This is a genomic window from Marinobacter denitrificans (genome assembly GCF_008795955.1).
Lineage (GTDB): Bacteria > Pseudomonadota > Gammaproteobacteria > Pseudomonadales > Oleiphilaceae > Marinobacter > Marinobacter denitrificans.
The window spans coordinates 91,130-103,059 of record NZ_VMHN01000006.1 but is presented as its reverse complement, the minus strand read 5'-3'; the positions used below and the strand labels follow the sequence as shown (position 1 = coordinate 103,059).

General features: G+C 58.2%; 10 protein-coding genes. 2 read left to right on the top strand and 8 right to left on the bottom strand.

Annotation, left to right across the window (positions count from 1 at the left end):
* From FO268_RS16330 to FO268_RS16320, 3 genes are all read right to left on the bottom strand, one after another.
* Complete coding sequence (locus FO268_RS16330; RefSeq protein ID WP_150994324.1) at positions 1-1,848, bottom strand: cation:proton antiporter; 1,848 nt, start codon at positions 1,846-1,848, stop codon at positions 1-3.
* A 28-nt stretch (positions 1,849-1,876) separates the two neighbouring features.
* Positions 1,877-2,704 carry a tRNA cyclic N6-threonylcarbamoyladenosine(37) synthase TcdA gene (tcdA, locus tag FO268_RS16325; RefSeq protein WP_150994323.1) on the bottom strand — a complete coding sequence of 276 codons (828 nt, stop codon included), beginning with the start codon at positions 2,702-2,704 and terminating at the stop codon, positions 1,877-1,879.
* A gap of 287 nt (positions 2,705-2,991) precedes the next feature.
* Positions 2,992-4,767 (bottom strand): acyl-CoA dehydrogenase C-terminal domain-containing protein, encoded by a 1,776-nt coding sequence (locus FO268_RS16320; protein WP_150994322.1) that lies wholly within the window; start codon positions 4,765-4,767, stop codon positions 2,992-2,994.
* Between the two features lie 127 nt (positions 4,768-4,894).
* On the opposite strand from FO268_RS16320, the gene FO268_RS16315 reads away from it, so the two are divergent.
* The gene (locus FO268_RS16315; RefSeq protein ID WP_225316797.1) at positions 4,895-5,665 is read left to right on the top strand and encodes an SDR family NAD(P)-dependent oxidoreductase; all 771 of its coding nucleotides are present in this window, start codon (positions 4,895-4,897) and stop codon (positions 5,663-5,665) included.
* Between the two features lie 29 nt (positions 5,666-5,694).
* On the opposite strand, the gene FO268_RS16310 is transcribed toward FO268_RS16315, so the two are convergent.
* The 3 genes from FO268_RS16310 to speA form a co-directional block, all read right to left on the bottom strand.
* Positions 5,695-6,339: a ChrR family anti-sigma-E factor gene (locus FO268_RS16310; RefSeq protein WP_150994321.1), complete on the bottom strand. Its 645-nt coding sequence runs from the start codon at positions 6,337-6,339 to the stop codon at positions 5,695-5,697.
* Positions 6,336-6,935: a sigma-70 family RNA polymerase sigma factor gene (locus tag FO268_RS16305; RefSeq protein WP_027830778.1), complete on the bottom strand. Its 600-nt coding sequence runs from the start codon at positions 6,933-6,935 to the stop codon at positions 6,336-6,338. Before FO268_RS16305 ends, FO268_RS16310 begins: the two co-directional genes overlap by 4 nt.
* Positions 6,936-7,091: 156 nt before the next feature.
* Positions 7,092-9,002 carry a biosynthetic arginine decarboxylase gene (speA, locus tag FO268_RS16300; RefSeq protein ID WP_150994320.1) on the bottom strand — a complete coding sequence of 637 codons (1,911 nt, stop codon included), beginning with the start codon at positions 9,000-9,002 and terminating at the stop codon, positions 7,092-7,094.
* Between the two features lie 198 nt (positions 9,003-9,200).
* Here speA and speE point away from each other — a divergent pair, with 198 nt between their 5' ends.
* On the top strand, positions 9,201-10,082 hold the full coding sequence (speE, locus tag FO268_RS16295) for a polyamine aminopropyltransferase (protein ID WP_150994319.1): 882 nt from the start codon (positions 9,201-9,203) through the stop codon (positions 10,080-10,082).
* Positions 10,083-10,144: 62 nt separating this feature from the next.
* On the opposite strand, the gene FO268_RS16290 is transcribed toward speE, so the two are convergent.
* Both FO268_RS16290 and glnK read right to left on the bottom strand, forming a co-directional pair.
* Positions 10,145-11,425, bottom strand: a complete 1,281-nt coding sequence (locus FO268_RS16290) for an ammonium transporter (protein ID WP_150994318.1) — start codon at positions 11,423-11,425, stop codon at positions 10,145-10,147.
* Positions 11,426-11,497: 72 nt separating this feature from the next.
* The gene (gene glnK / locus FO268_RS16285) at positions 11,498-11,836 is read right to left on the bottom strand and encodes a P-II family nitrogen regulator (protein WP_004578958.1); all 339 of its coding nucleotides are present in this window, start codon (positions 11,834-11,836) and stop codon (positions 11,498-11,500) included.
* Between the last annotated feature and the right edge of the window lie 94 nt (positions 11,837-11,930).

Here is an 11,930-nt window from a genome sequence, read left to right as displayed (position 1 = left end):
TCAGGCGGGAGCGGGCTCAGGCGTTTCACCAGTATCCCGCTCCTTGCGTTCCTTCCAAGCCTGGGGCGGTACCAGGCTGACCAGGGTCCAGTCTTTTTCCGGCTTGATGTTATCCATGCTTTTGACCGGCATGATGTGTTCACGGCTATCCAGCACAAACAGCACCATCGCCTGGCGGTCGTACTTTTCCAGAAAATCGTCAAACGTAAACTCATCACTGAGCTGGGTGGTTTTGACCGTATATCCCTGGCTCGCCAGGCTTGCAAGTTTGGCATAGCTCACCCCACCAAAAAGCCCCCGGGTCATCTGGATTTTCTCTGCAGTCTGGTGCCTGGCTTTCTGGTCCTGGTCCCCTTCCGCCAGTGTCAGCACCGAATTCTTACCAAACCAGTCCAGGAAGTGATAGGTGGCCAGCGAGTTCATGTGTTTGTAGGGGGAGATTACCAACAGGTTGCCAATACCGGTCAGGTCAAGATGGGTAGACGCGTGTTCGGACACCGGGTTGCCGAAGTAAACCTGCAGGTCCTCCATCCGCGCCTGCTTGACGTTTTCCCAGTTGGTATCTGCCAGAGTGACAGGTACTTCCAGTTTTTTCAGGGCCAGGCCGATTTTTCGTGCCACCGGATTGGCGCCCAGAATCAGGAAGCCGTAGGCGGCCGGTTCGGCCACCCCCAGCAACTTGGCCAGCGGTCGCGCGGTGAGGCTCTGCAGGGTGACGGTGGCAATGATCAGCATGAAGATCAGGGGTACCAGTGCACCGGCACTCTCATAGCCCAGCTCCTGTAACTGGAACGCGAACAGGGCGGATACCGCCGCCGCTACGATGCCCCTGGGGGCAATCCAGCTCAGAAACAGCTTGTCGCGCCAGTTGAGGTTGGTGCCGATGGCCGAAAGAAAAATGCTCACCGGGCGCGCCACCAGCATCAGTAGCGCGAGCACGACCACCAGGCCCCAGCCCAGTTGGGCAATGGCTCCAAACTCGACCCGTGCGGCGAGGATGATGAACAGCGCGGATATCAGCAGCACACTGAGGGATTCCTTGAATTCCAGAATGGCGTCGATGGGCACCTGCTTCATGTTTGCCATCCAGATGCCCATCACGGTGACTGTTAGCAGGCCGGACTCATGGGCCATTTCATTGGACAGGGCATAGACGCCGAGCATGAAGGTCAGGGTGCCGGCGTTATGCAGATACTGCGGCAACAGGTGCTTGCGCAGGGCAATGCCGTTGAGCCAGCCCGCCGCGGCGCCGAGCAGGAAGCCCACCGCCAGGGTTTTTCCGAAGATATACATGGAATGGCCGAACACATTGCCCTGACCCCAGGATACGATACCCTCGAATACCAGAACCGCCAGCAGGGCGCCGACCGGATCAATGATGATGCCTTCCCAGCGCAGGATATTGGCAAGCTTGGCGTCCGGCCGGACAGACCTCAGCAGGGGCGCAATAACCGTTGGGCCGGTAACAATGGATATGGCCCCGAACAGCAGCGCTACCTCCCAGGACACATCCAGTATCCAGCGAGCAGCAAGGGTACCGATAAAACAGGTGACCACAGAGCCCACCGGAATGAGGTTGCGAACCATCTTGCCGTGGCCGCGGATCTCTTCATAACGTAGGGTCAGGCTGCCCTCGAACAGGATGATGGCAACCGCCAGGGAAATCACCGGGAACAGCAGGTCGCCGAACACCGCCTCGGGATCCAGAAACCCGAACAACGGGCCCGCCGCTATACCGCCTGCCAGCAGGAACAGGATCGCAGGCATGCGAACGCGCCAGGCGAGCCACTGGCAGAACAGGGAGAGCACGCCGATGCAGGCAAGTATAAAAACAGTGCTGACGGTCATATTTGCATCAGTTCCATTGAGTTGTAGGTTAGTTCTTTAGTCCGGCAGGGGAGGTTGCTGCGGTGTCCGATTCCGCCTTGCGTGCAAGCCTTGCCAGAAGCCTGGCCGCTGCAAAAAAACCGAAACTGGCGGTAACCGGGCTGGCGGCGCCAAACCCTGAGGCGCAATCCAGCCTTACCGGGCCTTCGGTGGCCGGCTTCTGGAGGCACACCTCACCGTCCCCTGCAGGATACGTGAGCTGTTCAAGGGAGTACACGGCTTCAATTCCGAAACGGCGTTTGGGATTGCGTGAGAAACCGTATTCCCGACGCAGCAGGTTACGAACTTTCGCCAGCAGTGGATCCTGGGTGGTCTTGCTGAGGTCGCCGACGCGGATCTGGGTCGGGTCCATCTGACCTCCGGCACCGCCGGCACACACCAGCGGAATCTTTTGCCGCTGGCAATGGGAGATCAACGCTGCCTTGGCTTTGACGCTATCAATAGCATCAACCACCCCGGACATTTCCGGCGTGATCAGTTCGCTGACATTTTTGGTGTTCAGAAATCCGAAGTGGACACGGATATCGGCTTCAGGGTTGATGCCTCGAAGGCGTTCAGCCATGGCGTCGGTCTTGGTGCGGCCATACTGGCCGGTCACAGCATGGAGCTGCCGGTTGGTGTTGGAAACGCAGATGTCGTCCATATCAATCAGCGTCAACGCACCGATACCGGAGCGAGCCAGGGCTTCCGCTGCCCAGGAGCCGACACCGCCCAGGCCAACAATGGCAATATGAGCGTGACGGAAGCGCTCCAGAGCCCTGCGGCCATAAAGTCGCTCGATACCGCCAAAGCGGAAGTGAAAATCGTCGCCCGTCATACTGCATCTCCGCGGAAAAGTATCGATTGTAACCCAGGCCTGCCGGCTGTCTCTAATGGATGGCGGGTGAGGATATCGGAGGGAACGATTGCGGGGCATAAAAAAAGGCCACGCAAGAGCGTGGCCTGTAAGCAAGTGCCCAACCCGACGGGGGGTGGGCCGGACTAGTTCAGAGACACTAATCAACGTAATCAGTATCGTTTATAAACGTGTCGTCCGGTAGGTCAGGGCTTGACAAATATCAGTCATTTCCGGCCATAGTTTCAGGCATGGCCGGAAATGACAGATTATGCTGCCCAGTGGTCGTCTTCGAAGGCCATGAGCGAGTCTTTTCCGCTCTCAATGTCCTGCTGCAGCCACTGGATTTCCGGCAGCAGCTTCTCGAAGTAAAAGCGAGCCGAGACCAGCTTGCCTTCCAGCAGCGGCTTGTTGCCTTCGCCGGAATCCAGTTGAGCCTGCGCCACGCCTGCCATGCGGGACCAGAGGTAGGCGATGACGGTCAGCGCCATCAGGCGCAGGTAAGGCGTTGCGGCCGCTCCGGCCTGCTCCGGATCCCTGGGAGCATTGCTGGCGATCCACATCGTGGCCGACTCCAGCGACTTTATGGCACCCTTCAACTCCTCCCGGTGTGGCGCTTCCGGATTTTCCTTGAGGTAGCCGGTCAGTTCCGCAAACAGGGTGCGTACCAGCTGACCGCCCTTGAGGCTGAGCTTGCGGCCCACCAGATCCATCGCCTGGATGCCATTGGTGCCTTCATAGATACGGGCGATACGACCGTCCCGTACCAGTTGCTCCAGTGGCCAGTCAGTGGTGAAGCCGGAGCCGCCCAGTACCTGCAGGCCGGTGTTGGCGTTGTTAAAGCCTTCGTCAGTGAGGAAGGATTTCACTACCGGAGTGAGCAGCTGAACCAGGTCATCCGCCGATTCGCGAATCGATTCATCGCCATGGGCCACCGACAGGTCCAGTTTGTGGCCGGTAAACAGGGCCAGCGCACGCATGCCCTCGTTAAGCACCTTCTGACGCATCAGCATACGGCGTACGTCGGGATGCACGATGATCGGATCTGCCGGGCCGTCGGGATTCTTGGGGCCGCTGAGGGAACGACTTTGCAGGCGTTCACGGGCAAACGCCAGGCTCTCCTGGTACGCCATTTCCGCCAGACCCAGGCCCTGCATGCCTACCATCAGGCGGGCTTCGTTCATCATGGTGAACATGGCGCGCATGCCGTCATTGGGTTCGCCCACCAGCCAGCCTTTGGCGCCTTCAAAGTTCATGACGCAGGTGGCCGACCCCTTGATGCCCATTTTGTGTTCCAGCCCGCCACAGAAGGCCGGGTTGCGCTCACCGGAATCCGGCAGCACCTTGGGTACCACAAACAGGGAAATACCCTTGGTGGTATCTGGCGCACCGGGCAGCTTGGCCAGTACCAGGTGTACGATGTTGTCGACCAGATCGTGCTCGCCACCGGTGATCCAGATCTTGGTACCTTCGATGGCGTAGGAGCGGTCTTCGTTGGGGGTGGCACGGGTACGGATCAGCCCCAGGTCGGTACCGCACTGGGGCTCGGTCAGGCACATGGTGCCGGTCCACTGGCCGGAAATCAGCTTTTCCAGGTAGGTGTCTTTCAGCTCTTCAGAGCCGTGGGCGTAGAGAGCGCTGATGGCGCCATGGGTCAGGCCCGGGTACATGCCCAGGGACAGGTTGGTAGAGCATACCATCTCATCCACCACGAACTTCAGTGTGTGGGGCAACCCCTGACCGCCGTATTGCAGCGGCGCGTCCAGTGCTGTCCAGCCACCCTCGACAAACTTCTTGTAGGCTTCGCGGAAACCATCCGGGGTGGTCACCTCGTGGGTTTCCGGGTTGTACTGACAACCCTGGCGGTCGCCGGTCTGGTTGGTAGGCTGGATCACTTCCGCAGCCAGCTTGCCGGCCTCGTCGATGACCGCCGAAATCAGGTCAGGGGTGGCATCTGCGTACTTTTCCAGTTCATGGAGTTTGTCGGCGCCAAGGACATCAAACAGCAAAAAGCGAAGGTCATTCGCCGGGGCCTGGTATTGCATGGAAGTCTCTCCTCAATGCAGCAAGTGGTGTCAACGCTTCTATTCATACGCCCGTTTTAATTTCCGGTTCACCGCCAAGGCCGGTCTGAAACCAAAAATATTCGTATCCATCTGATGGTTTCACTTGATGATGGGATACGGGTCGGGAGTTTCTAAGAAGCAGGTATTGATTGCCGGGATCTCGGGCGCTATTGGTCATGCCCTGGCCGTGCGACTGCTGGAGCATGACCCCGGGGTTTCGATCGTGGGGCTGTGCCGCAATCCTTCGGCGGTTACTTTCAGCGAGGAGCACGCAGGTCGGATATTACTGATTCCGTGGGACGCAGCCGAAAGCAGCAGTACCCGGACCGTAGTCGAAAAGCTCAAAGCGTTGGTGCCGGTAGAGGCGGGGCTGGATACCGTGATTTATGCCGCAGGGATACTGCATGGCCCCGGAATGAAGCCCGAAAAGCGACTGGAAGATCTGGATGCCCGGGCTTTTGCTCATGCGTTTGCTGTGAACGCCACCGGGTTTGCGATGTTGGTTCAGGCCGTTTCACCCTGGCTTCGCCACCGGCGCTTCAAACGCATCGTGGCAGTCTCTGCCAAGGTCGGCTCGATTGGCGATAATGGGTTTGGCGGCTGGTATGCCTACCGAAGCTCCAAAGCAGCGTTGAATATGCTGGTGCGTAACCTGTCGATTGAATTGCCGAGGAAGTATCGACCTGTGGCTTGTGTTGCTGTGCATCCGGGAACCACGTTATCCCCACTGAGCCGGCCTTTTACCCGGTCGCTGGCGAAGCTCAATGTGCACGAGCCCGGCGAAACGGCAGGCAATATCCTGAAGGTGGCTGAAGGCTTGACCGAGGACGACAACGGGGCCTTCCTCGGCTGGGATGGTTCCGCTATTCCGTGGTGATGGGAGAGCCGCTGAGACGGCAGGCCGTCTCAGCGGATAAAGGGGTTCAGTAAACGGGTAAAGGTGCCGGTCAGTTTGACAGGGGCACTCAGAACCGACAGGGTAATGCAGTCTTCGCAACCAACAGCAACGGGCTTATGCTCATCTTCCTGGTTGAGGACGACAAAGTCCCATTGATTGAACACGCCTTTCTGATCCGCGAATGCGCCCTGAAGCACGATGGTGGTTTCGTCTCCACGGTGAGTGTGGACCGGTGCCTTGCCGCCGGCGGCCAGTTTCTGCAATACAACCTGCTCGCTCTGGCCCGGGAACCTTTCACTGATATCCAGCACGCTCACATCGCCTAACTGACGCTTCCAGGGCAGGTCGTTCAGGTTATCCCCCAACAGCTTCTGCAGCGGGCTCATGCGTCTGGCCTGCGATTGAATGTACTTCTCGGTCATATCCGGCTCGCTGTCGATGCGCGACAGGATGGAGTCAAACATGTCCGACGAGACACCCACCTGGGGCTGGCTTTCCATCATTACGGCCCCCAGGCTGTCGAGCGTATCAACACGGCTGCGGCAGTGAGGGCACTGGTCCAGATGAAGGCGAATACACAGCGCGTGGGGCTCACTGAGATTGCCCGCGCTGTATTCCATCAGAGTCAAGGTGTCTGGGTGATGCCGTGTCATACGTTCTGGTCCTGCAAAATCACTTTCAGTTTGTTCAGCGCCAGGCGAACCCGACTTTTTACGGTACCCAACGGTATATTAAGCTCGTCGGCCACCATCTGGTGTGACTTGCTTTCCATGTAAACCTTGGCGATTACAGTAATCTGTTCTTCCGGGAGGTGGCTGAGAGATTCTCTCACCCGGCGCTCGGACATCAGGCGATGCAGCGAGGTCACCGGCTCATCGTCGTTTTCGCCAGGAATCTGCCACAGATCTTCGGTCTCGACCGGCATCTCCGCGCTGGTGCGCTTCATCTTGCGCAGCATGTCGATGCGCTGATTACGGGCGATGGTGAAAATCCAGGTGGAAGCGGCAGCCTTGCGCCAGTCATAGAGGCACGAGCGACGCCAGATAGACACGAATACTTCCTGGACCAGCTCTTCGGCATGACTCGCCAGGCCATTAGCCATGGCGTAGTACTTGATCTGTGGGCCAAAGTGCTCGAACAGGGCATGGTATGCCTGTCGATCCTGGTTCTTGCCCACTTTCTCGAGCATCTGGCTCCAGGGGTCCTTGCGGCCCTCGGCCCGTGCCGGCTTCTGATCCAGTGTGGTCACCGGACGCTCCTTGACTGTCGCATGATTTGAAATTGTTCTGTTCATCATTCTATGCACTCGCCCCGGGTTTGTCAGTCACGATATGTACGGGGCGGTCAGGCAGCCGGATCAGCCCGGAGCTGGTTTTTGGTATTTATTTGTCGTTTTGGGGACGGTTTACTCTTCCAGGTATGTGTAGCCTTCCAGACCGTTGCCAAGCTCTTCCAGTAGAGTGGCCTGTTGCTCCTCGGGTAATCCACTGGCGGCAAACTTCTGCTGGTAGGCCCGTAGCAGGGCAGCCGGTTCGAAGTTAACGTACTGCAGCACCCTTGCCACGGTATCGCCATGAATCGTTTCGCTGACAGTATGGCCGCCACCAGCGTTGCGTCGCACATCCACCGAATGGGTGTCGCCGAACAGATTGTGCATGTCACCGAGGATTTCCTGGTAGGCGCCGGTCATGAAAAAGCCCATCAGCATGGGTTCCTCCGGCGCCTCTTCCGGTAGCGGGAAGGTGGTTTCAATACCCTGGCCGTCCACGTAGCGGTCGATACGCCCGTCGGAGTCGCAGGTGATGTCCTGGATAACCGCGCGGCGGGTCAGGGGTCGGTTCAGCCCGTTGATGGGCATGATCGGGAAAATCTGGTCAATGCCCCATACATCCGGCAGCGACTGGAACAACGAAAAATTCACAAAAAGCTTATCAGCCAGTTTTTCGTTGAGCTCGTCAATAATCTCCCTGTGCGCCCGGTTAGCGGAATTGAGCTGGTCCCGGAGTGCCCGGCAACACGTCGTGTAGAGAGTTTCCGCCCGCGCCCGGTCGGCCAGAGACAACAGGCCATGGGCGAACTGGGTATGTACATCCGCCATGGCATGGAGCACGTCATGATAGACTTCCGCGAGAGAGCGGGGAGAATTGTCATCGCGAAGGCTTTCCAGGTCCCGCCACAGGTCCTGGAGCGGGGCTGGTGCGTCGCTGGCCGGCTGCTCTGGCTGACGTTTGTCAGGCACCTCACGGTCGATCACGTTGGTGACCAGTACCGAATGGTGGGCGGTCAGCGCCCGGCCTGATTCACTGATCAGGTTGGGGTGGGGAATACCGGTGCGGTCGCATTCCGCCTGCAGAATATGAACCACGTTGTAGGCGTACTCATGCACGCTGTAATTCATGGAGCAGCTGCTGCGGGAACGGGTCCCTTCGTAGTCCACCCCAAGGCCTCCGCCGATGTCGACAGTGCCCACCGGCGCGCCCATTTGCCGCAACTCGCTGTAAAAGCGGGCACATTCCCTCAATCCGGTCTGGATGTCGCGGATATTGGCAATCTGAGATCCCAGGTGAAAATGCAGCAGTTGCAGTGATTCCAGGGCGCCGGCGCTGCGCAGGGTCTCCACCACGTCCAGCACCTGGCTGGCGGACAGGCCGAATTTCGACTTTTCGCCGCCGGTATTCTGCCAGTTCCCCTTGCCAATGGTGGCCAGCCGTGCCCGTACACCAATCAGCGGTGTAACCCCGAGAGCGCGGGCCTGCTCCAGGATCAGCGGCAGCTCGGACTGCTTCTCCACCACGATAAACACCCGGTGCCCCAGCTTTTGCCCGATGAGGGCGAGGCGAATGTATTCACGGTCTTTGTAGCCGTTACACACAATCACGGAACCCGTTTGCTGTGAAAGCGCCAGCACGGCCATCAGCTCCGGCTTGCTGCCCGCTTCCAGGCCAATCTGGTTGTCGCTGGCAGCTGGCTCTGCGCACAGCAGTTCTTCAACCACTCGCCGTTGCTGATTCACCTTGATTGGGTAGACCGCGGTGTAGGTGCCCTGGTAGCCCTGTTCCCCGGCGATCCGGTTGAAGGCACTACAAAGCTTGTTGACCCGATCGTGGAGAATGTCCGTGAAGCGGATCAGCACCGGTAGCTGCACCCCCTTGCTCACCAGGGAGCGGGTCAGATCGGGCAGGTTGATGTCCTCGCCACTTTGACCCCGGTCCGGACGGATCAACACCTCACCGCGGGCATTCACATCGATATAGCCCTCGCTCCAGTGGGCGATGTTGTACACCTTGTGGGCGGCACTGCCAGTGGGTTCATTCATAGTGCTGTCCTGTGCTGAATCCGGAGCCGGCACTGTACCGGCTGATGGCGGTTATTGTAGGGATTCCGCCAGCCCCCTGAAAGAACCGTGCGGAAAAAACCATGGCCCTACAGGGTGATAGTCCTTTAGGTGTGTTGTATCCCCACCTACAATACCTCCAATACGATCTGGCTCGACACGTTAATCCGGAGACATGAAATGACTGCACTGAACGACGGCTGGTTTACCGAAGTATTCCAGGACCAGGGAACTGCCTTCTCCCTGCAGGTAAAAAAGAAGCTGCACGAAGAACAGACGGGGTTCCAGAAGCTGGAAATCTGGGAAACGGAAACCTTCGGCAACCTGATGGTGCTGGACGGCTGCGTGATGCTGACTAGCCGTGACAATTTCCTCTATCACGAAATGATGACCCATCCGGCTCTGTTCACTCACAAGGACCCGAAGAAGGTCGTTATCGTCGGCGGTGGTGACTGCGGCACTCTTAAAGAAGTCCTTAAACACCCGGGTGTGGAAGAAGCCTGGCAGGTGGAAATCGACGAGCGCGTCACCCGCCTTTCGGAACAGTACTTCCCCGAACTGTGCGAATCCAACACCGACCCCCGCGCCAACTTCTTCTTCGGTGACGGCATCCAGTGGATACGTGACGCGGTGCCTGAAAGCCTCGATGTCATCATCATCGACAGCACCGACCCGGTCGGCCCTGCCGAAGGCCTGTTTGCGCTGGATTTCTACCGCGACTGCATGATTGCGCTGCGTGAGGGCGGCATCGTCGTCCAGCAGAGCGAATCACCGCTACTGCACACCAACACCATCATCAAGACCATCCACGACGACATGAAAAAGGCCGGCTTCGACCACGTTCGCACTCTGCCGTTCCCGCAACCGGTTTATCCGACTGGGTGGTGGAGTTGCACCATGGCGGGTAAGGAAAAGCCGGTGGTGTATTTCCGCGAGGAAGACGCGGACCAGCGGCCGTTTGTGACCCGGTATTACAACGCTGATATCCATCGTGGGGCGTTGGCTATGCCGCAGTTTATGGTGGATGTACTGGAAGATGAGGTGATGTCCAGCGAGCGGTAATGGAGACGTAAAAAAGAGGGGCGCCCGCGGGCGCCCCTCTTTCGATTCAGTGTCAGCCGATGTTACTTGCTGCTGACAAACTCCGGATAGGCTTCCATACCACACTCGGACAGGTCCACACCTTCGTACTCTTCCTCCTCGGTAACCCGGATACCCATGACCGCCTTGAGGATACCCCAGACAATCAGGCTGGTGCCGAAGACCCAGACGAAGATGGTAAGCAGGCCGATCAGCTGACCCATAAAGGTCGCATCCGCGTCGGACAGCAGCACCGCAAAGATACCCCAGATGCCAACCACACCGTGCACCGAGATGGCACCGACCGGATCATCGATACGCATCTTGTCGAGAGTGACGATCGAGAACACCACAACGATGCCGCCGATAGCGCCGATGATGGTCGCCAGCAGGGGTGAAGGATCAGCAGGCTCGGCCGTGATTGCTACCAGGCCAGCCAGGGCACCGTTCAGGGCCATGGTCAGGTCAGCCTTGCCGAACATGATGCGGGCGACGATCAGTGCGCCGATCAGGCCACCGGCTGCCGCTGCGTTGGTGTTCAGGAAGACGTTGGCAACCTCGTTGGCCACACCGATACCGCCCAGCTTGAGGGTAGAGCCGCCGTTAAAGCCGAACCAGCCCATCCACAGGATAAAGGTACCGAGAGTTGCCAGCGGCAGGTTTGCGCCCGGGAATGCATTGATCTGGCCCTTCGAGCCGTATTTACCTTTACGGGGGCCCAGCAGCAGAACACCTGCCAGGGCAGCCGCGGCACCCGCCATGTGCACGATACCGGAGCCGGCATAGTCACTGTAGCTGAGCTCGTAGAGGCCGAAAACAGCATCGCCATTCCAGGTCCAGGAACCCTGCATCGGGTAGATGAAGCCACACATAACCACGGCGAATGCCAGGAAGGCCCAGAGCTTCATGCGCTCAGCCACGGCACCGGAAACGATGGACATGGCGGTGGCAACAAAAACCACCTGGAAGAAGAAGTCAGAAGCGCCTGCGTATTCACCCATCTCGCCGAAACCGGCTTCGTTGGAAGCCGCAAGGACACCGGCAATAGCTGCATCGTCCATTTGCGCGACAGTGGTAACCCCACTGAGGAACAGCCCGCCCCCGTACATGATGTCGTAACCGACAATCAGATACATGGTACAGGCTACTGCAAACAGGGAGACGTTCTTGGTCAGGATCTCAGTGGTGTTCTTGGCACGCACCAGGCCTGCTTCGAGCATTGAGAAACCCGCGGCCATCCACATGACCAGGGCACCGCAAATAAGGAAGTAAAAGGTATCCAGCGCATACTGGAGTTCAAAGATATGATTAAGATTGCTTTCCATGTGAAGCCCTCCGCACGAGGCTTTTCAGGTTATAAGTTTTTTGCGTTGGCTGTCTGGTTGATCAGGCTGTAATCAGACCGCTTCTTCGCCGGTTTCCCCGGTTCGGATTCGGATAGCCTGTTCCAGTTCGGTCACGAAAATTTTGCCGTCGCCGATTTTTCCGGTGTTGGCGGCCTTGGTGATGGATTCGATGACCTGGTCCAGCAGGTTGTCGCCGATAGCAACTTCAACCTTGACCTTGGGCAGAAAGTCCACCACGTATTCTGCGCCACGGTAGAGTTCGGTATGACCCTTCTGGCGACCGAAGCCTTTGACTTCAGTGACCGTTACGCCTTGTACGCCAATCTCGGATAGTGCCTCACGGACATCATCCAACTTGAAAGGCTTGATGATCGCTGTCACAAGTTTCATTGCTTTCTCCTTGGTAAAGCCGTCTCAACATCTGGAACTCTTCGGCCCGTTGTTGAGGTCGGGATGCTGCCACCTCGCACACCAATTGTGCGGA

Excerpts from the sequence above, each read along its gene's own strand:
- FO268_RS16330 (WP_150994324.1), bottom strand. The coding sequence starts at position 1,848 with ATGACCGTCAGCACTGTTTTTATACTTGCCTGCATCGGCGTGCTCTCC.
- speA (WP_150994320.1), bottom strand. The coding sequence starts at position 9,002 with ATGAATGAACCCACTGGCAGTGCCGCCCACAAGGTGTACAACATCGCC.
- FO268_RS16315 (WP_225316797.1), top strand. The coding sequence starts at position 4,895 with ATGATGGGATACGGGTCGGGAGTTTCTAAGAAGCAGGTATTGATTGCC.
- glnK (WP_004578958.1), bottom strand. The coding sequence starts at position 11,836 with ATGAAACTTGTGACAGCGATCATCAAGCCTTTCAAGTTGGATGATGTC.
- tcdA (WP_150994323.1), bottom strand. The coding sequence starts at position 2,704 with ATGACGGGCGACGATTTTCACTTCCGCTTTGGCGGTATCGAGCGACTT.
- FO268_RS16320 (WP_150994322.1), bottom strand. The coding sequence starts at position 4,767 with ATGCAATACCAGGCCCCGGCGAATGACCTTCGCTTTTTGCTGTTTGAT.
- speE (WP_150994319.1), top strand. The coding sequence starts at position 9,201 with ATGACTGCACTGAACGACGGCTGGTTTACCGAAGTATTCCAGGACCAG.
- FO268_RS16290 (WP_150994318.1), bottom strand. The coding sequence starts at position 11,425 with ATGGAAAGCAATCTTAATCATATCTTTGAACTCCAGTATGCGCTGGAT.
- FO268_RS16310 (WP_150994321.1), bottom strand. The coding sequence starts at position 6,339 with ATGACACGGCATCACCCAGACACCTTGACTCTGATGGAATACAGCGCG.